Annotated in this window: 20 protein-coding genes and 1 riboswitch; of the genes, 6 read left to right on the top strand and 14 right to left on the bottom strand. The window is 36.3% G+C overall.

Going from position 1 to position 20,915, the window contains the following annotated elements; all coding sequences use genetic code 11:
- Positions 1-71: 71 nt before the first annotated feature.
- Together FEZ33_RS04910 and FEZ33_RS04915 are read right to left on the bottom strand one after the other, a co-directional pair.
- Positions 72-743, bottom strand: a complete 672-nt coding sequence (locus FEZ33_RS04910; protein ID WP_171031287.1) for a SanA/YdcF family protein — start codon at positions 741-743, stop codon at positions 72-74.
- Between the two features lie 186 nt (positions 744-929).
- Entirely contained in the window at positions 930-1,970 is a 1,041-nt protein-coding gene (locus tag FEZ33_RS04915; RefSeq protein ID WP_425328866.1) for a branched-chain amino acid aminotransferase, read from the bottom strand.
- Positions 1,971-2,189: 219 nt separating this feature from the next.
- Between FEZ33_RS04915 and FEZ33_RS04920 the strand changes: the two genes are divergently transcribed.
- Entirely contained in the window at positions 2,190-2,858 is a 669-nt protein-coding gene (locus tag FEZ33_RS04920) for a hypothetical protein (protein WP_138404287.1), read from the top strand.
- A 55-nt stretch (positions 2,859-2,913) separates the two neighbouring features.
- Here the strand turns inward: FEZ33_RS04920 and FEZ33_RS04925 are convergent, their stop codons facing one another.
- From FEZ33_RS04925 to cls, 4 genes are all read right to left on the bottom strand, one after another.
- Entirely contained in the window at positions 2,914-4,215 is a 1,302-nt protein-coding gene (locus tag FEZ33_RS04925) for an RNA polymerase factor sigma-54 (protein WP_138404288.1), read from the bottom strand.
- Positions 4,216-4,334: 119 nt separating this feature from the next.
- Positions 4,335-5,681, bottom strand: a complete 1,347-nt coding sequence (locus FEZ33_RS04930; RefSeq protein ID WP_171031288.1) for a polysaccharide deacetylase family protein — start codon at positions 5,679-5,681, stop codon at positions 4,335-4,337.
- Positions 5,682-5,715: 34 nt separating this feature from the next.
- On the bottom strand, positions 5,716-6,660 hold the full coding sequence (gene ypfJ / locus FEZ33_RS04935) for a KPN_02809 family neutral zinc metallopeptidase (RefSeq protein ID WP_138404290.1): 945 nt from the start codon (positions 6,658-6,660) through the stop codon (positions 5,716-5,718).
- Positions 6,661-6,687: 27 nt separating this feature from the next.
- Positions 6,688-8,247 (bottom strand): cardiolipin synthase, encoded by a 1,560-nt coding sequence (gene cls, locus FEZ33_RS04940; RefSeq protein WP_171031289.1) that lies wholly within the window; start codon positions 8,245-8,247, stop codon positions 6,688-6,690.
- Positions 8,248-8,417: 170 nt separating this feature from the next.
- On the opposite strand from cls, the gene FEZ33_RS04945 reads away from it, so the two are divergent.
- Entirely contained in the window at positions 8,418-8,861 is a 444-nt protein-coding gene (locus FEZ33_RS04945) for a YaiI/YqxD family protein (protein ID WP_138404292.1), read from the top strand.
- A 78-nt stretch (positions 8,862-8,939) separates the two neighbouring features.
- On the opposite strand, the gene FEZ33_RS04950 is transcribed toward FEZ33_RS04945, so the two are convergent.
- From FEZ33_RS04950 to FEZ33_RS04975, 6 genes are all read right to left on the bottom strand, one after another.
- Positions 8,940-9,557 (bottom strand): beta/alpha barrel domain-containing protein, encoded by a 618-nt coding sequence (locus tag FEZ33_RS04950; RefSeq protein WP_438943005.1) that lies wholly within the window; start codon positions 9,555-9,557, stop codon positions 8,940-8,942.
- Positions 9,558-9,865: 308 nt separating this feature from the next.
- Positions 9,866-10,228 carry an ArsR/SmtB family transcription factor gene (locus tag FEZ33_RS04955; RefSeq protein WP_138404293.1) on the bottom strand — a complete coding sequence of 121 codons (363 nt, stop codon included), beginning with the start codon at positions 10,226-10,228 and terminating at the stop codon, positions 9,866-9,868.
- Positions 10,229-10,278: 50 nt separating this feature from the next.
- Positions 10,279-11,028, bottom strand: a complete 750-nt coding sequence (locus FEZ33_RS04960; RefSeq protein ID WP_138404294.1) for a CPBP family intramembrane glutamic endopeptidase — start codon at positions 11,026-11,028, stop codon at positions 10,279-10,281.
- Positions 11,029-11,037: 9 nt separating this feature from the next.
- The gene (locus FEZ33_RS04965; protein WP_138404295.1) at positions 11,038-12,189 is read right to left on the bottom strand and encodes a PX domain-containing protein; all 1,152 of its coding nucleotides are present in this window, start codon (positions 12,187-12,189) and stop codon (positions 11,038-11,040) included.
- 26 nt (positions 12,190-12,215) lie between these two features.
- On the bottom strand, positions 12,216-12,923 hold the full coding sequence (locus tag FEZ33_RS04970; protein WP_138404296.1) for an HAD family hydrolase: 708 nt from the start codon (positions 12,921-12,923) through the stop codon (positions 12,216-12,218).
- Between the two features lie 103 nt (positions 12,924-13,026).
- Positions 13,027-13,734: a hypothetical protein gene (locus tag FEZ33_RS04975; RefSeq protein WP_138404297.1), complete on the bottom strand. Its 708-nt coding sequence runs from the start codon at positions 13,732-13,734 to the stop codon at positions 13,027-13,029.
- 211 nt (positions 13,735-13,945) lie between these two features.
- Between FEZ33_RS04975 and FEZ33_RS04980 the strand changes: the two genes are divergently transcribed.
- The 4 genes from FEZ33_RS04980 (at position 13,946) to mgtA (ending at position 19,695) form a co-directional block, all read left to right on the top strand.
- A complete protein-coding gene (locus FEZ33_RS04980; protein WP_138404298.1) occupies positions 13,946-14,674 on the top strand; it encodes a glucosamine-6-phosphate deaminase in 729 nt (242 codons plus the stop codon).
- Between the two features lie 15 nt (positions 14,675-14,689).
- Positions 14,690-15,502, top strand: coding sequence for a helix-turn-helix transcriptional regulator (locus FEZ33_RS04985; RefSeq protein WP_138404299.1), 813 nt, complete (start codon positions 14,690-14,692; stop codon positions 15,500-15,502).
- Positions 15,503-15,720: 218 nt separating this feature from the next.
- Positions 15,721-16,530, top strand: coding sequence for a helix-turn-helix domain-containing protein (locus tag FEZ33_RS04990; protein WP_138404300.1), 810 nt, complete (start codon positions 15,721-15,723; stop codon positions 16,528-16,530).
- A 114-nt stretch (positions 16,531-16,644) separates the two neighbouring features.
- Positions 16,645-16,811: riboswitch (M-box (ykoK) riboswitch) on the top strand.
- Between the two features lie 241 nt (positions 16,812-17,052).
- Positions 17,053-19,695, top strand: a complete 2,643-nt coding sequence (gene mgtA, locus FEZ33_RS04995; protein WP_138404301.1) for a magnesium-translocating P-type ATPase — start codon at positions 17,053-17,055, stop codon at positions 19,693-19,695.
- 90 nt (positions 19,696-19,785) lie between these two features.
- Here mgtA and FEZ33_RS05000 read toward each other — a convergent pair whose 3' ends face one another.
- Together FEZ33_RS05000 and FEZ33_RS05005 are read right to left on the bottom strand one after the other, a co-directional pair.
- Positions 19,786-20,610 carry a helix-turn-helix domain-containing protein gene (locus tag FEZ33_RS05000; RefSeq protein ID WP_138404302.1) on the bottom strand — a complete coding sequence of 275 codons (825 nt, stop codon included), beginning with the start codon at positions 20,608-20,610 and terminating at the stop codon, positions 19,786-19,788.
- A 63-nt stretch (positions 20,611-20,673) separates the two neighbouring features.
- Positions 20,674-20,915, bottom strand: a 242-nt coding sequence (locus FEZ33_RS05005; protein ID WP_138404303.1) for an IS30 family transposase, incomplete at its 5' end; no start/stop codon positions are given.

Genomic DNA, 20,915 nt, shown 5'->3' on the forward strand with positions numbered 1-20,915 from the left:
AGATAAATTGTTAAATTCATATTACGCTATTATGTGACTCAAGTCAATTTATTTTTAATTGAATTCTCATTTTAATTTAATTCTTCTTTGCTGTCGGTTAAATCACCTGAGTGTTCGAGACTAAAGCCGAGATTCATCTCCGGTTGATCATCTTCATATCCTAGGTAAACAATACCAAAATCTTTCAGTCTAGCAAATACCTCTCTAATTTCGCGTTCAAAGCGAGTAGAATTTACTTCTTCAGCAGCTACCCCAAGCGCCTCACAGCCTAAGCCTTTAGCAAGTAGTAAAGCTCGCGGAAGGTGATAGCCTTGCGTGACAATCACAACTTGGTCCAAACCAATCACTTCTTTTATTCGGTATAAACTTGCATGTGTGGAATAACCTGCATGATCTAAATAAATTTGCTCACTTGGCACCCCTTTGTCGACTAGATATTGTTTCATAACGCCGACCTCATTGTAGTATTGGTCCGCATGATCTCCACTCATAATCAGCGGATTATCTAGATTCTCCAAATGAATTTCATATGCTTTATCTAAACGATTCGCTAATATTTGACTCGGGTATTCATTATTTACAACGCCCGCTCCAAGTACAAGGATTGGCACATCATCATTCATAGTTTGATTTATTTCGTTCGCATCGACGACATTCGAACTTGTTGAGAGAATAACAAACAAGTTAATTCCAATCACAGCTAGGGCAGCTAATGAAACAACGGTTAAAAGAAACTTGCCCACGCTTTTTATAATAAAACAAATAAAATTAACAATAGTAACGATCGATATTCCCTCCCTTGAAATTTGACTGTTTAGTATATTACCAATCATTTTTAAGGGGTTCAATATATAACCGTTATATTTAATAAATAATTATACTTTAATAAAAAAACTACACTATCAAACGATAGTGCAGCTTTAATAAACTTATTTAGTTACATCGACGGTTTGAACCCAGCCTTCAGGTGCTTCAACGTCACCCTTTTGAATTCCTACTAATTCAGCATAAAGTTGTTGGGTAATTTCCCCTACTTTAACACCGTCTGTATAAGTATACTCTTTATCACCATGCGTAATTGAACTGATTGGCGCAATGACCGCAGCTGTACCCATAGCTCCCGTTTCACTGAACTGGTCTAATTCATCCACATAAACATCGCCTTCGACAACTTCTAAGTCTAAACGGTTTTCTGCTAACCAAATTAACGAACGTTTCGTAATACTTGGTAGAATCGATGGCGATTTAGGTGTGACAAATTTATTATCTTTTGTAATACCGAAGAAATTCGCAGAACCAACTTCTTCAATCTTCGTATGAGTCGCTGGATCTAAATAAATCGCGTCACTATACCCTTGGTCCTTCGCAAGTTTTCCTGGTAAGTAACTACTTGCATAGTTTCCACCAACTTTTTGTGCTCCCGTTCCTCTTGGTGCCGCACGGTCAAAATCACTCACTAAGAATTTAGACGGCGCCATTCCACCTTTAAAATACGGTCCCACAGGCGTCACAAAAACAGTGAATAAATATTCTTTTGCAGGTTGAACCCCAACTGTATCGCCGATTCCAATTAATAATGGACGAATATATAAAGTCGCTCCACTTTCATAAGGAGGGACCCACTCTTCATTGGCACGTACAACTTCATGAATTGCGTTAATAAAATCTTCTTCTGGATACGCTGGCATTAGTAATTTTTCAGCTGAATCTATTAAACGTTGTGCATTTAATTCTGGACGGAATAATTGAATTTCGCCTGTTTTAGTGCGGTAAGCTTTCATTCCTTCAAAGGCTTGTTGTCCGTAATGAAGTGCTGTTGATGCTTCAGAGATGAAGACATTCTTTTCTGTTTCAATACGTCCTTCAGACCACTCGCCATCTTTATAATATGCACGGAATTTTTTTCCCGTATCAATATATCCGAAGCCTAACTCGCCCCAATTAATCGTTTCTGGTGTTATCTTAGTCAAAACTCTCATCCTTCCAATAATAAAATCATAGTCATATACTACAACTTATTGATTAAAAAAGCTACAATTCTATGAGAAAACTATTTGAATTGTCTCATAATACTTTATTTATCCCTTATTTAACGTGTATTGCAATATACTTGTTATCTTTCTGTTATAGATTCATGTTACAATGCTTATACAATTTTACAAGAATATGCATGTCGAAAGGAAATATATATGAAGAAACTTTTACTACTCACTCTACTTTTCACTTTAAGTGGGTGTAGTTACTTTACGAGTGAACCTGAAAGTGTCACGACTCCAAATCAAGAAACGCAAACAGAAAGTCAAAGTGAGGAAGTTGCTCAAGAGGCAACTGAATCAACGCCAGCAAATAATACCTTTGACAATGTCTTTAACGAAACAGTTATTGGACAAGATCGCTACCCTGCGACAACGTTACCTGATTCAATTCCCATTAGCGACTTACGTGTAGCCATCGATGAGTTCTACACAGAAGCGATGCCAGAAGACGAAAAAGAAATGAATTATGAAAAAATAGATCCTGAAACGATCGAAACACTTCAAGAAACATTCAGTGAAAATGAAGTCTACGAGCCCCTTGATATTACCGTGGACCAAATTTCGCTTGAATTAGGTGGCGAAACAAATTATATCGCGCGTATCGTTGTTGGTATGCCTTATGAAGAAGCTGAGGATTTAATTGAGGAACATGATATTTTAGTCCTAAATGAAGCTCTCAGCCAATTAGAAAACCGTTTAGTACTCTTAGCTCATTACGATGGAGAGGCTGATACATTAACGCCGTATCATTTAAATAATAGTACAACGAGTATCTTCTCGCTCGCAGATTCTGAAGGCGAAACTTCTTCAGATTCTGAATAATAATTTATGACATAGTAAAAGCCCGTCACACTGTAAAAAGGTGACGGGCTTTTGTTTATTTACCTAAACTTTTACGGTAATTTTTAACAATTTGTTGGCCTACTATGATTTTATCTTCGAGTAAGATGCTTACGATTTCTTCATCCGTGAGCTCTCGATCAGAATCATCAATTATTTGGCTAATCGTATCTTTAATATAATTTGCAGACAATCCATCACGTGTTAGTGAACGGGATGTATTAATAAAGTCTGTAAAGGCTGAAACTTGCTTGTTAAATTCGATATTCTTATTCGATGCAATATGGTACACAATCGGCTCAGGTAAGCGGGTTTCTTTCGCAATATCCTTCATCGATAACGTTGCCTTATATTCATCTTTCCCTAAGAAATAACGTTTATGTGCTTTAACCATACACATGACCACTTCTAAGATGAGCTGTTCGCGAATACGCAAGTTATCTGCTAAGCGTTGGTAGCCTTCTTCATGCGGCTCAATATAATTATTCAGTTCTTCATCTTTTTTTGCAGCCATCTCATCAAAGTAAGTCTGATTAAAAGAAATTTTTGGATAGTATTGGCGGTTATAACGAATCTGTAAACCTTCACCGACCGGAGTAATTGTTACATCCGGAATCAAGTTAATCTTATCGACTTGATTAAATAAAGCAGCTGGGTTAGTACGCAATGTATGGAAGTAATTCACACTCTCCATAATCTCATCATAAGAAATTTGCGTTTGAGCTTGAATCTCAGCGTAATCTTTGTCGCGTAACTCATCGAAAAACACTTCTAATAAGTAGTAAGCTACATTTGGCGCATGTAAATCTTGTTCTGTTTGTAACATCATCGATTCTTGTAGATCATAAGCACCTATACCAGCGGGCTCCAGTTGCTTAATTAACGTCACCGCATCTAATGTAACGATAACTGGCATATCGATTTTCTTGGCTAATTCATCTACCGTGTATGGCAAATAGCCTCTTTCATCTAAATGTTCAATCGCTTTAACCATCGCATCACGAATATCAGTATGGCGATATAACAAAATCTGCTCGAATAAATACGTATCTAAACTTTGGGCACTTTCCTTTAATTCTTCGGCTTGTTTCGTACCTTCAAAGCGCTCAAAAGCAGGGATTTGTTGCTCAATACTATACTCTAAATCGATAAATGGATTATCTAATATCGCATCTTCTAAATAATAAGTTAATTGCTCAGCGTTTAAATCAAGTATATCTAATAATTGCGGATTACTCATAATGGCTGAATTTTTTAACCCTTCAAAGACTTTTACAGACTCATCCTCTTGAATGGTTATTTGATCTAATGGTTCTTTTTGAACGTCTCGTTCTTTCATCTTGTCACTCCTCTCACTTATCTTCTCTTTAATATTATAGATTATTAAAGGGCTTTCGTCTATTATATCAATGCAGCCGTTGCATTTTCACAACGGATGCATTTAGATTATTTTATAAATTATTCCGCAAAGAAACGGTGCTGGAAATCTAATTCCATCGGTGTCACGAATTCATACCCTTGTTCAATTAATTCAGGGACGTAGCGCGCCACAGCATCAACGGTATATTGCGCAGTATCATGCATTAGAACGAGCATATCATTCGATAAATTCGCCATCACATTCTGATAAATTAACTCCGCATCTTGAAGTTCCCAGTCTAAGGAATCCACATTCCAAATAATTGACGTCATATCTGAAAGTAGACGAACAACCCGAGGACCTCCCGCACCAAATGGCATTCGGTATAAGGTTGGTGCAACGCCCGTTGCATCCACAATTGATTCTTGCGTCCATTCGATTTCCTGAATTACTTCTTCATCCGAAATCTGGCTGAAATCAGGATGTGAATAACTATGGTTCGCAATGATATGTCCTTCTTCAACTATGCGTCTTGCCATCTCAGGATGATCATCAACATAAGCCCCATAGACGAAGAATGTTGCTTTCACACCATTTTCTGCAAGTATCTCTAAGATTTGCGGGGTATATTCCATATTTGGTCCATCATCGAAAGTTAAAGCAATTTGAGGCGACGGATTGAGTGGTGTTCCTTTTAGTCGTTCACTCAGTACTGGGTTTGCGAAAATCGCATCCAAGGTTGGCTGCTCATAATTTCCGTAACTATGCCCGTTTATAATCGCCGCGACTAAATTATCCATTGATAGATGATATGACTCATAAGTTTGCGCCATATACGGCTGATCCGTAAAGTGACCTGCTTTATCGGTTAACTCATTAGCTAACTGAACAACTTCATATAAGTTACTACGAGTCACTGTTTCAATACTTGTAAAATTCTCCAGCTCACTTCTTAATGCATCCATCTCTTGTAATTTTCCAGGGGCTTGATTTAATAAATCATTGCCTTTAGCCACATATTCATTCTCTTCATCTGGTAAAGCACTTTGAGTTTGAGCAATTAAATCAGGCGTAACTCCTTCTCTAACTAAAGGGACTTCATCCATTAAAGGATTCCCTGCGAATACCGGTGATAAGGCTTCTAAGACTTCAAACTGCGCTTGAGCTTCGTCAACTGTATTATTTAATTCTTCTCTTGAGTCTGAAGGTAGCTTATTGGCAGATATTTCTGCTTGCTGAATCTCCTCTTGGGTGACATCGGATCTTAATACTTGATTATTTTGATCCTCAAACAAGATACTAATATCTTCTTGGGCTGCTTGTAATCTCTCTTCTTCTGACGGATAGAAAGCACTATATAAAACAACCAATACTAAAAACATCCCAAGTACCGATAATAATATTTTTCCAACATCTGATTTGATAAACTCTGATATAAATTTCATTACAACAAGTAGACCTACCTTCATTTTTTACTTTTTATTCATTCTCCAAATACGTATTAAATGTATCTCCGTGTTCAAAATCTCCATATTCAAAGCCGCGCATAAACCAAGCTTGACGTTGCTCTGCTGATCCGTGAGTGAAACTATCTGGTACAACCCGACCGGTTGCCCGTTCTTGAATCGTATCGTCTCCAACCGCAAAAGCTGCTTGTAGGGCTTCATTAATATCCCCGGATTCTAACAAGCCTTCTTCTTGAGCATATTTAGCCCAAACTCCGGCAAAGTAATCCGCTTGTAATTCTAAACGCACATTTAGTTCATTTGCTTCTGTCTCTGACAATGTTTGTCTCACTTCGTTATATTCATCCATCACACCAATTTCATTTTGGATATGATGACCAACCTCATGAGCAACAACATAGGCCATCGCAAAATCTCCTGGCGCCCCGTATTGTTGCGATAAATCACGCCAGAAAGATAAATCAATATAGACATTCGCATCGGCAGGGCAATAGAACGGACCTGCTTGAGAACTTCCAAAACCACAACCAGACGTTGCAGTCCCACCTTCATATATTACCATACCTGGCTCGTCATAAGTCATATTCTCAGTGGAAAATGACTCATTCCAAAAATCTTCTGTACTCGCTAATACAGAAGAGACAAAGTTAAACTCATCATCAGTGACGCCTGTCTCACTTTGTTGCGCCTCATTGTTCACTTGAATTTCATTTGTTGGTTGGTTCATATTGTTGCCACCAAGCAAATCACCAAAGCCACCTAAGGCGCCTCCACCTAAAACGGAGAATAGAATGACAGCAAGGACAACCCACTTACCTTTACCGGGTATTAGAAACAACAGATTTAATAATCCCCCACCCATCGATGAGCGCGAGCCGCCTCTGTTACGACCTGAACCGCCGGATTGTCCACGACGATCTTGAACATTTTTACTACGACGTAAATCTTCCCATTTCATAATTGTTCCTCCATTTTTTTGGTTTTTTTAAACAAATGGTGCTATAAGTCGAAGAACTGCGTCCCAAACACTACCAATGAGACCCACTTTAATATCTTGTAACTGGATACGTCTAGATTTCGCTTGAGAATCTAGAAAATCTTTACTAATATCTTCAATCACTGGGTGATAATAAAACATCGTGCTCGTTTCAAAGTGCAAATAAAGTGACCGATAATCTAAATTAATCGTACCGACGGTCGCTACTTTATTATCTGAAACAAACGTTTTTGCATGCAAGAAGCCGGGTGTATATTCATAAATTTTAATCCCAGCTTTCATTAACGGTCTATAATATGAACGTGTCAGCCTAAATACCATCTTTTTGTCCGGAATGCCGGGTGTCATTAAACGAACATCCACCCCGCGCTTAGCGGCTAATTGCATCGCTGTTTGTAATTCATATGAAATGACGAGATACGGTGTATAAATATACACATAATCTTGGGCATTATTTAAAATTTCACGGTAGACATTCTCCCCTACGGGTTCAACATCCAAAGGCGTATCTCCAAAAGGCTGAACAAAGCCCATCTCATTCATTGCTGCTTCATCTTCTTGTATTTCACGTGTTTCATTCATAATATGATCAATTCGAAATGGCTCATAGGATTCGTCCGTATAATAGAAAGAATTCCACATATTTAAGAATAAATTCGTTAAATTCCATGTCGCTGGCCCTTGAATTCGAACCATATTATCTTTCCAATAACCAAAGCGTTCCTTCACATTAATATATTCATCCGCAATATTTAAACCACCCGTATAACCAATCTCACTATCAATAATGACAAACTTTCGGTGGTCACGCGTATTATATACCATTGAAATTAACGGTTTTACCGGATTAAATTTCAAGGCTTTAATACCTAACTCTTCAAGTTGCTCATCAAAATCTTTAGGTAGACGTGTAATAGATCCAAAATCATCATATAAGAACCGAACATCGACACCTTCTTTGGCCTTTTCCTTTAATACTTCAAAAATCGAATCAAACATTACGCCTGTTTCTACGATGAAAAACTCAATAAAAATTGTACTCTTTGCTTGTTTCAAGTCATATATTAATGATGACATCATCGATTCTCCATTCGGAAAATACTTTGCATCAGTATTTGTATACACCGGCATATGCGCATAATTGCTTATATATTGACTTAAAGCAGAAAGTCTTTTATCTTTCTTCTCTAAATATTCTTGCGCTGATGGAACCGATGTCATTTCTTTTGAATGCAGCTTTTGCAATAAATCCACGCTTCGACGCATCCAAATTATTGGTCGCTTGTTACCTATCATTAAATACAGTATCCCACCAAATAAGGGGAATAATGTAATGGCAATGATCCAACTCATTCGATATGCTGGACTCTCATCTTTATTCACTAGATACAAAACCATGATAATTGATGCAAAAGTGAAAGCAAACTGAATATAAGCTGAATAAGCAACAATATTGTTCATAATGATGACAAACCACACAATCTGAACAATAAATGCCACTGCAAGAACTCCCACACGTTCTAGCGTTGACTTTTTCTCTGGTTTCATTCTTTGCATCCCCTCCATAATACTTATTTTTAACTACTATTTATTATAGTAAATATTTTCTCATAAGACTATTAATCTATAGTATTATTTTGTTTTTTTGACTTTTTGTTCCTGATTTATCATAATACTCATATGAAATTCAACTCTAAACTTAAGAAAGGAGTTCCATTATGAAAATACTCATCGATGCAGATGCTAGTCCTATTAAAAACGAAGTCATCCAACTAGCTGAAAAATTTCATCTCGAAGTTGTCATTGTCTCTAGTATATCTCATTATACCTTCGACACTTATCCAGACTTTGTCAAAGTCATCTATGTTGAGACCGGTACAGACCGCGCTGACTTTAAAATCGTTCAACTTGCTCAGCCAGGAGACATCATCGTGACTCAAGATTACGGTCTTGCCTCATTATTACTGCCTAAGAAATGTCGCGTCATTCACCATAAAGCTTACGAATATACACAAGAAAATATCGATCTACTTTTACATCGCCGCCACTTTAGTGCGATGGAAAGACAAAGCGGTATCCGTACAAAAGGACCGAAAGCTTTTACAGATGCTGATCGCAAAAAGTTTTCACAATTTTTATTACATATTTTACAAAACTCATAAAGGTAAATATTAAAAAAAGAGCCAGAAGGTTGAGTGATTCTCAACCGCTTGCTCAATGTAATAATTTTGACTTCTAATTTAGTTAGATAACGAGCGATAATTAACCATGACTTCTGCAAATATTTCAGCACTTGTCGGTGGTGTAAAGGTAATAGCATTCGCACCCGCTTCGATCGTTTCTTCAATTGATTCCTCAGTTGGCCCTCCGGTCGCTATGATTGGCACCATTGGTCCAACTTCATCACGGATTTGTTTAACTAAGGTTGCTGTATTGGCTCCTGCCGATACGTTTAGCATATCTGCTCCAGCGTTTAGCTTCGTAATATAATCATCTTTATCACTTGCAATCGTTGCAATCACTGGTACATCGATGCGTTTATTAATTTCTGTAATCACTTCTTTCTTCATCGGTGCATTGACAATGACACCGTAAGCTCCCATTTGTTCAGCTTGAAAGGCAAGGTCTACACTTCGTTGACCCGTTGTCGTTCCGCCACCCACTCCAAGGAATACAGGCACTGAAGAAACATCGACGATCGATTGCATAATTGTTAATTGTGGTGTAAATGGATAGACAGCAATCACAGATTGAGCATTACTGTTTTTGATAATCGCTACATCCGTTGTAAATAAAAGTGATTTAATCCGTTTTCCTAATATTTTCACTCCAGATGCTTTATAGATCGCATCAGGCATTTCAACAATTCTTGTTTTTAACTCTGCTTGAAATTCTGGAATAAACTTCTCTTTCTTTTCAGGTTGTTCAGAAACAACATCTGTTAAAATTATACGTTGTTCATTGTCTTCTGTTATTTCCGTTGTAACAGCTTGATAACTTGGTCCTGGCTGTTCAAATCGATCACTGTTAAATTTTTCTTCGTTTGTCATAATTCACACTCCTTAATAATACTTCTACCATTCTATACAAAAAAGACCACAAATTAAAGTTTTCTCACCTACGGTTACCGAGAGCACTTTCTTTGCGGTCTTTTATAATTTTCCTATTAAACTTTTTCAGTCATCATCGAAATATCTTTCGCTACATCTAGTAAAGACATCACTTCTTCATTTTCTAAGGCATAAACAACACGTTTACCGTGTTTTTCTGACGTTATCACACCACTGTTACGTAATGTAATTAAGTGATGAGACGTCGTTGCGACTGACGCATCGATAAATCGTGAAATTTCATACACGCATAATTGCTTATAGTGCGCTAGGAGTTCTACGATTTTAATTCGATTTAAATCACCTAATACTTTAAATATATCAGCTTTACCTTCTACTATATTAGTGTCAATTATATTTTTAACGTTAGCCATTTCCAAATCAATGGCTTCGTCATTTAGGCATTCATATTGAGACATATTGTCACCTCTCATTTTACAAATATTATAATTTGGTTATCACCATAGAATTATAGCATTTGTATTGCCATAAATCCAATGAAGTTTTGAATGATATGTAAAAGAATTGGATATTCAAGGCGTCTCGTATATAAATAAACTAAGGTAAACCCTGCAGATAAGACAAAGTACACCATGAAATCAATCCAGTTAGCTGGACCATGTAACATCGTAAAGATGACTGCAGCCACAAATGCCCCAATAATTGGCATTAAAGAGAATGTATACTTCATAATTAAACCTCTTAAGATATACTCCTCAGTAATCGGTGTTAATATAACGATATTAATAAACATTAAGATTGGGCTCATATTCTGAACTAAGGACTCGACCGCCGTTTGGTTCCCTGGTTGGACATAATCCGGTGCCGCAAACATAATAATCATATTAAGTAGCACTTGAAGTAAATAAATGAATACATATATTTTCAATGCTGTGGTAACATTTTGCCAACTGAAGGATTTAAAATCAAAAAATTTAAACCCTAACAACTTGCCTGTCACAATGATTAAAACCGTTAGACCAAGCATCTGTAGAAAATACTCCATCGGTGCATGCGTCATTAAATTAAGTATATTGCCTTCTGTCAAAGTTTCAACAGTTAATTCAACTTCAGCATTGAACGCACCTCGTCGAATGACCCATGTCTCAGCTAAGACCCGCACATAAAAGTAGGCGGCAATCAAAAGTGGGGCTTTCCACCAACTCCCTTTTACTTGATCAGACCATGGTCTCTTTAATTCATTCCATACACCTTGCATAACTTACCTCTATTCTTCAGTTGTCTCGAACATATCTGGCGTGAGTGTTGCTTCTAATTCATTGATTTCTTGAATAACATCAAAGCCTACAAATTCAGCGAACTCTTCATACGAATAAACGATCTCATCTGTAAAATCAATGATTGTCCCCGCACTTTCAAGTAAGTATAATTCGATACCTGTCATTTGTTCTTCATCGTTCATTGCAACGAGTCCCATACCGAACACACCATTCTCATAGTCGACGTTCATCGTCCCTTCAATCGCCGTTGTCGCTCGATCGAAGAACTCAGATAACTCTGGGTATTCTTCCTGTTTCGCTTGCACAATTTCATTGTAAAGTGTTCCAATGTCCCCCGCAATCATGACTTGCTCGCCCATCTCGTTCGCTTCAAACGCATTGATGACTTCTTCATGACCTAACCACTCAATCGCAACTTCAGTTAAGAAATCTTCCACTCGAAACATTTCTAAATTGGCACTATTTAAACCACCTTCAGTCGAATCCAATTGCACAACTTTCCCTTGAAGTTCGTCATAGTTTTCTTGAGTGAAGACATAAAAATCTTCCACGACCGTCCCAGCATAAATTTGAGGCTGTGTATTCAAAGCATCGGCAGCATATTGAATTAAATCATCCACTGAAATATGTGCTTCTTGAATGGACTCACGGTCACTTCTTGAGAAGATGGCACTCGGTAAATAAGGAGGTCTTAATTGAGCGGTATAATATTTATCCCCGTCTTTTAATGAGTTTTGAGAGATTAAATCCATTTCCTCACCGACAACAACAAAACTAGCATATTCAACTGAACGTTGTTCTAATTGACTCACACCTTCTAAAAAGGCAAGCGGTGAAGAAGTATCCAAAGCTGATTCCATTGGTACTTCCTCAGTTTCTACAATACTTTCAACTTCCGAACTCTCTTCAGTTGATGCATCCTCTGTTGCCTCTTCTGATGTTTCTTCTGAAGTCTCCTCTACCGATTCATCAGAACTTTCTTGACTTTCTTCTTCAGCTGGAGCTTCCGATGTAGACTCTTGTCCCCACTCAACTGATTCGATGGGAGAGATATTTTCTGCAAAAGTAGTTATGACAGGTGAAGATACACCGAATAAAAGCGCCAACACAAGGAGGCTAAGTCTTTTTTTATTGTTCATTTACTTTGTTCCTTTCTAAATGACTTTTACTGAGCTGCATTAATAATATCTACCGTATCTAGCAATTCATCAAAGTGGCTAATAATATAATCCGCTTCTTTAAGATGCTCACGGTGACTTTCTTCAGTAGCTAAACCAATCGATGCATGTGTATGCTTTCCATACTCCATATCAACCGTTGAGTCGCCGACATAAATCATCTCATCTAAACAAATATCATATCGTCTGGCAATTTCGTGAAGAGCAGTTGGGTTTGGCTTTGGTCCAAAGTCATCGGCACCGCCAACAAATTCAAAGTATTGATCAATGTTTGCTAACTTTAACGTTTCCTCAGCAATCCGGCGATTATCATTGGTAACAACAGCTAATATATAATCATCTTTGAGGGCTTCCAGTGCATTCATTGCGCCGTCCATTACCAATACATGCTCACCGTGATCTTTGACATAGTCTAAATAAGTATCTTCTAAGATTTCTTCAATTTCAGAGACCGGCATATCCAAAATCTTACTAAATTCTCTAGCTTGGTCAATGATACTGCCCGCAGCATAAATTGAATTAGCCACAACCATATCACCTTCCACACCCATATGCTTTCTGAATGCTTCTTTGTCTTCGTCATTCAAATCGGTTTTATCTAATAATAAGTTAGTCACATCGACACTTGGTTGGTCCCAAGTCCTTCCTAACTCTATTAATGTTCCATCTTTATCTAAAATAATTGCTTTAATCAATTGAAAGTCCTCCTAAAAGTTGTTAAATTCCCATTTATTGTATCATATTTGTATGCAAAAAAAGAATGCAAACAGCGTATGTTTACATTCTTCTAGATATAATTTAAATTTGTAATCCGAAAAAAATTAACTCATAGATATAAGACAATGGCATGAATGAACTTGACCAATACACCGGAACAAAGTCCGCACTAATTAAAGCTTTGGAAATCATCGGTATAGAATATCTTTGTCTTCTCCCAAATTCCACCATTATATTAGCAAATTGACGAAATGATAAATTTGAGTTATTACTGTTTGAAGCCATAACTGTCCCAAATGGTAACGTGTTTGCTTCGTTTCCTTGAGTTGATTCGTCGCCTTCAGGTGTTTCATCCACACTTTCAGAAGAATCCATATCTCCAGGTGTTTCTATCGTTGACGATTCTGGTCGACTGCTTGAGCTATTATCTACTTCACTTGATTGTGAAGAGGATTCCACTTCTTCTCCGCTTTCTTGGCTTGAACCTGTTTCTTGGCTTGAACCTGGATTTGATGACTCTGGCGGTGTTTCTGATTCATCACTGCTCGATTCTTCAGGTTCAGATTCAATATTTTCAGGTGGATCTGGTGGAGGTGGTAACTCCCCTTCTTCACCATCTGCAATGGGTTGTTCAAAATCATCACGACCATCTTCTAAATAACTTCCTTCGTTTGAAGAGTTATCAATGGCTGCTACTTGAACTTGAGATGTTTGGCTACTTATAAAAATTAAAAGCAACAAAACAACTAAGCCCAAGAAGAAATTTTGCTTACGCTTATTACAATTCATAAGAGCCTCCTTTAGTTTAATTTTTCCTTAAAATAAATATATCATAATAATTACCAATGAAGGCGATTAACATACATTTGTAGCCATATCATAATAAATTTAATATAAATAGAAACTATTCTGTCACATTACTGTAAAATACAATTAAAAACTTGCTTAATATAGACGTTATAAAGTAAAATAAATTATATAATTAACAAGGAGGATATATATGAATATTTTTGTATTTGAAACATCCCTAGAAGCATCACAATACGCTTACGATTTAGTGGCAAAAGCTTTAGAATCTGGCGCAAACACATTTGGTCTAGCTACAGGGTCGACACCTGAGGAATTATACTCAATTATCCGTGACTCTGATTTAGACTTTACTGACGCTAAAGCAGTAAACTTAGATGAATATTATGGTTTACCTGCTGATAACGATCAAAGCTATGCTTACTTCATGAAAAAACATTTATTTGATGCAAAACCATTTGCACAAACGCATATTCCTAATGGAACAGCAACAGATGTTGAGAAAGAAATTGAAGATTACAACACAATTTTAAGCGAGAACCCAGTTGATTTACAAATTTTAGGTATCGGTTCAAACGGACACATTGGTTTCAACGAACCAGGTAGTCCCTTCGATTCAAAAACACGTTTAGTTGATTTAACTGACGAAACAATCCAAGCGAACAAACGTAATTTCGAATCCGAAGCAGACGTTCCTAAAAAAGCTTTCTCAATGGGAATTGGTTCTATCTTAGAATCCAAACAAATTGTATTGATGGCTTTCGGAGAAAACAAAGCAAAAGCAGTTAAAGAGACTGTTCATGGTAAAGTTACTCCTGATGTTCCAGCAAGTGTCTTAAAAAACCACTCAAATACTGTCATCTTGTTAGATAAAGCTGCAGCAAGCCAGTTAGATCCAAGTGACTACGAAGTTATTAGCTAATTTTTTCTTATAAAGATGATGAACAAAAACCTACATAACCGATTAAATCGTTCAGATTCTCTCTATTACCCTTTTCGTATTCATTCAGATACCGTAGCAGCGGGTAACTCAGTGAATTACCCAGGCTTTGCAACTTATACTTTTCTATATGTTACGCAAGGAGTAGGAGAATTAATAACAAAATACGAGACCTTCAGTTTTGAAGGTCCTTTTTGCATACTTATCCCTAGACTCATCCCCTTTAACCTATCATCTGACGAACATTCCCCATTAGATTTACACATAATTGAATACACAGTGAACCAACGGGAGCAGGGTGAGAGAAATCTTGACCAATTTAAGATAGTCAATATAGATAATAATAGTCTAAAACATGTTGTAACACTCTTGTTAAATGAAATTAATTCCCCTTCGAGACATTTTAATGCTATAATGGAACATATTTTCAATTTAGTTATGATTTATGACAATATTAACATGACTCAAATGTATGATGGCCCTGAACACTTCCATATCAGCGAAAATGTTCGCCAAGCCCAGTATTTTATCGAACATAATTTCCACAAAAAAATCTCTGTCAAGGATGTTGCAGCGCAAACACAATTAAGTTCAGATTATTTTATTACTGTTTTTCATGATGAATTGGGCTTGACGCCCCATCAATATATCATTCGCTGTCGGATGAATCATTCACACTTTTTGTTAGAAAATACGCACAAATCAATACAAGACATCGCAAAAGAATGTGGTTATAAGTCATCAAACCATTTTTCTACAAAATTTAAGGAATTTTTTGGGTATTCCCCACGAAATTTAAAAACAAAATAATACTTTTACAAAATATATTTATTTTATTTTATTTGTTGAAGTTAGCATGTTAATATTGTTTGTGAGTCAGGTCTTGAGTACGTTTTCGTAGTCATTAGCAAGATGCTGATAAAAAAATCGTAAAAATTTAGTAAAAAACATTTATATTATTCATTATGTGTAATATAATGTATTTATAAAAATGATTACTCAATTTTTGAAAAAAGGAGGTTAGGTTTATGTATATATCAAATATTAATTCGTCTTCAATTAAATTACAGTCAATCGAAACTGAAAGTATTCCAACAACAGGTAAATCTATTACTGTTTTTTCAGAAAACAATTTAACATTATTATACATCGTTAAAGGTGCGACAGATTTCAATGTAAATGATCGAGAAGGTCAAGTTAAGAAACGCGACATGATTTTACTTAATCCTGAAACAACATTGGAATTAACAACAATCCGTAAAGTTGAGTGGATTAAAATCACTTTGACTGGCATTTTATTTACTTCAAGCCTTGATATTGATTCAAAAAGCCAGATGTTCGTAACTGAAGATACATCACAATCAATTAAACGTTACTTAGATCTTGCTATCTTAGAACATACACATCGTTTCCGTGGAACAGAATTAATTCTTAAGAAATTACTTGAATGTATTATGGTGCACGTACTTAAGAATAGTGAGTTATCAATTAAAGATGCAAGTGTTCAAGTGAAGAATGATGAAATCGAACGTATTCAACAATACATTCGTAAAAATTATTCACAAAAAATCTCATTGGATGATTTATCAAATCACGTTGGAATCAACAAGTACTATTTAATTCGTCTATTTAAGCAAAAAACGGGTCTATCACCCATTGATTACTTAATTCATGTGCGTTTAGCCGAAGCTGAGAAGTTACTCGCTACTTCAAACATTACCATTTCTAAGATTTCTGATATGGTTGGTTTTCACTCACCATCTCATTTCTCAAAGACCTTTAAAGAGTCAAATCACTGTACACCCTCTGCTTTCCGTAAGAAGCACAGTACTGATTAAAACTAAATACAAATTTTAAAAGCATTCTGTCTAACAAAATAGATAGAATGCTTATTTTTTAAAATTAAATTTGACTTTTTCTTCCTGCGTGATATAGTTGAGTTTGGAAAATTTAATAAGATTTGTTAGGTGAGGCTCCTATACATACATAGGCTATTGCCCAAAAACGTCCAGAGACGCCAATGGGTATAACAGGAATTGTCGAAATAAGGCTTTTCATAATGTAGCTAACAGTTATTGTTTACGATGTATAGTGCTGAAACTCCACAAAGAATCCGTATAAATTTTTTTGTGCGTTTTTTTTGTGTCCTCGCTTGCATAAGTGAGGGCTTTTTCTATTTCTTATGAATTTCCAACGATTAATTAAAAAAAGGAGGGAAAACAAATGGACTCGTCCAGGATACAGAGATTTCAAATAAATATCGTCGATGCATCAGGTCGTGCCTATTTGTCGACTGTCATAATCTCCTGATGTCTCACACTTTTGAAGTCTCATTAATATTAATTAAGGAGGCAGTAACAATGAAAGACAATAAATTACTAAATTACTTTGACTTAGCAAGTCTAAGCATTCGAGATTTAATGAAACAATTAGGTATAAAACAAGAGGGCTTTACATATCAAGAAGCCGCAGATATTCAAAGTATTGATGGAAAGAACGAAATTAATTATGGTGCAGATAAACCATTATGGAAAGTGTTTATTGATGCGTTCTCTTCTCCCTTTACACTCGTACTTATTGTACTGGCATGCATTTCATTTTTAACTGAGTATATTCTAGTCAATCCAGGCGAGAAAGATGCGACCAGTGCGGTCATTATCATTTTGCTAGTTTTACTTAGTGGCATGATGTCATTTATTCAATCTGTTCGGTCAAACCGTGCGGCTCAAGCTTTAAATCAATTAGTTGAAGTTACTTCAACGGTGAAACGCGAAGGAACGTTTAGAGAAATCCCAACAGAAGATATTGTCTTAGGTGACATTGTACACCTTTCAGCCGGGGATATGATTCCGTCAGATATTCGTTTAATCCAGACGAAAGACTTATTCATCTCTCAAACATCCCTGACTGGAGAAAGTTACCCGGTTGAAAAATTCGCGAACACGATTATTACAGAATCCGACTCTGAAACGAACTACGACACGTTAGCATATATGGGAAGCGAAGTTGTGAGCGGAACTGCTGAAGGTATTGTTGTACGAACTGCAAACAATACTCTATTCGGACAAATTGCTCAAGATCTCAATCAAGAACCGGTAAAAACTAGCTTTGATAAAGGAATCGAAAGCACATCTCAATTACTTATTCGCTTCATGATGGTCCTTGCTCCAACTGTCATTCTGATTAATGGCTTAACAAAAGATGATTGGTTACAAGCTTTACTTTTTGGAATTTCAGTTGCGGTTGGCCTCACCCCAGAAATGTTACCCATGATTGTCACTTCTAACTTAGTCAAAGGTGCAAGTACTATGGCAAAAAAAGGGACAGTCATTCGAAACCTAAACTCAATTCAGAATTTTGGAGCCATAGATGTTCTTTGTACTGATAAAACAGGAACACTTACTCAAGATAAAATCGTCCTACAATATCATCTCGATATTGACGGCAATGAGAATAAACGCGTTCTCCATCATGCATTTTTAAACAGTTATTACCAAACAGGTTTAAAAAACCTCATGGATGTTGCCGTTATTGAAGCAACCGAAAAAGAATTCGAGATTGAAACTTTTAACTATAAAAAAATCGATGAAATTCCCTTTGACTTTAATCGTCGACGCATGAGCGTAGTTGTCGAAGATTTAACTGGGAAAACGCAAATGATTACCAAAGGCGCTATAGAAGAAATGCTTTCAATTAGTCAATACGTTGAAATCAATGGTGAAGTCCAACCACTCACGGAAGAAGCAAAAGTAAATGTACTGAACACAGTGGATGATTTGAATTCTAATGGTTTACGTGTTCTTGGACTTTCACAAAAAACAAATCCTGCAGGAATTGGCGAACTGTCAGTTAAAGATGAGTCTGACATGGTTCTCATTGGGTTCCTAGCCTTTTTAGATCCTCCTAAAGAATCGACGAAGGAAGCTCTGAATGCTTTAAGAGATCATAATGTTAACGTGAAAATATTGACCGGTGACAATGCTTTAGTTACTCAAGCGATTTGTTCACAAGTTGGAATTAATGCGGAACATTACTTAACTGGTGACATCGTGAGTCAAATGAGCGAAAATCAATTAGCCGAAGCTGTCGAAACTTACAATGTCTTCGTAAAACTCAATCCAACACAAAAAGCAAAAATCGTTCGCTTATTACGAAAAAATGATCATGTTGTTGGTTTTTTAGGTGATGGAATCAATGACTCACCTGCTATGAGAGCAGCTGACGTCGGTATTTCTGTAGATAATGCCGTTGATATCGCCAAAGATTCTGCAGATGTTATTCTGTTAGAAAAAGATTTAATGATCCTTGAAAAAGGGATTATTCTAGGCCGAAAAGTGTTTGGAAATATAATGAAGTATATTAATGCGACAACGAGTTCTAACTTCGGAAATATGTTCTCAGTACTGATTGCAAGTATTTTTCTACCATTCTTACCTATGCTACCCATGCAACTCTTATTCTTAAACTTACTATATGACATCTCTTGTATGTCAATGCCTTGGGATAATGTAGATGAAGAATATTTAAAAGCACCAAAAAAATGGGAATCTTCTAGTATTCAACGATTCATGATTTGGTTTGGACCAACAAGTTCAATTTTTGATATTCTGAGTTTTGCTGTTTTATTCCTAATTATCTTACCGCAGTTTTTAGGTGGTAACTATTCTAGCCTAAATTCAGAAACACAAGAATTATTCATTGCTTTATTCCATTCGGGTTGGTTTGTTGTCTCTTTATGGACACAAACTCTAGTATTATATACATTACGCACTAAAAAGTTACCGTTCATTGAAAGTCGTCCATCAACGGTTATGACCTTTTTCACGTTGTTAGGAATTGTCATTGGGACGATTGTGCCATATACACAATTAGGAACTGCCTTAGACTTAACGGCGCTTCCAGATACTTTTTGGCTTCTGCTCTTAGGTATTGTTATTGCTTACTTAATTCTAGTCACTATCGTAAAGTACTACTATGTCAAACGATACGGTGAGCTATTATAATAATTTTTAACGAGTTCTTCGGGACTCGTTTTTATTTACAAAAAAACCTAAAGTATCGGCTTTACCTTACTTTAGGGAGTGTCTGTTATATTATGAAATACGTTTATTCATTTCTTTTGTATTTTTTTTACGATATTCAGACGGCGTACAATCATTCACTTCTTTAAATGATTTTGAGAAATAGGATGGCGAATGAAAACCGACATAATCCGCAATCTTAGAAACCGTATAATTTGATTCTGCTAATAGTTTTTCCGCTTCAGCTAAACGAACTTGAATGAGATAATCAATCGGCGACAAACCTGTCCGTTGCTTAAACACACGAATAAAGTAATACTTCTTCATGCAAATATGACTCGCTAGTTGGTCTAGCGTCAAACGCTTTGAATAATTCTCTCGAATAAAACGTTGAACTAATTGAATTTCATCGTCCTCAACTTGCACATTATCATCTTTAATCGTCAAATCTTTACTTCTTAATATATGTGCTACCACACATTCAATGAGTTTTTTAGTTATTAAAGCAGTCCCTTCAAACTCATTAGCGTCTTCAACAAGCGCTAAATCCAGATAAGCCTTCATTTGGCGCGTCTCATCGTGAGTGACATAAAGCTGTTTAGTCGAATCAATATCGATACTTGAAATAAATAAAATCCCCGACAAGGTAAATTTTATCCACTCGACCTTGCGAAGTGGTTCGATTGTCAATTCCATCCCAGGATTTAATATGATTAAATCTTCTTTTTTAAATTGCCCACTGCTTAACTTGGTTTCGTAATTCCCTCCACCTTTAATGATATAAAGCAATGTCACCTGATCTTCTGAATAAATAGTTATCGGTTGTTTTGTAGTCATTTCTTCTTTATTTATTGCATGTAATTTGATTGATGATGAATTGATATTTGAAATGTACATAACTATCCCCACCCTTTTCTTTAAATATGTTGAATTGCAATAATTAATGCGACAATTTTTTATTTACTCAATTAATAAGAGTTCGTGTAAAAATACTTCCAAAGGTGTTTGGTAATCTAAGCATTTCCTAGGTCGATTATTCATTAACCACAAAGCTTGGTTGAGTTCTTGGGAAATTACTCTAGCGAGGTCTGTTTTCTTAGGAAAAAACTCACGCAGTAAACCGTTAGAGTTCTCATTGGTTCCTCTTTGCCAGGCACTATAAGCATCGGCAAAATAAAAATCAATCCCTGCTGCTTCGACCT

Source organism: Ruoffia tabacinasalis, from assembly GCF_005864045.1.
In the GTDB taxonomy this organism is placed as follows: domain Bacteria; phylum Bacillota; class Bacilli; order Lactobacillales; family Aerococcaceae; genus Ruoffia; species Ruoffia tabacinasalis.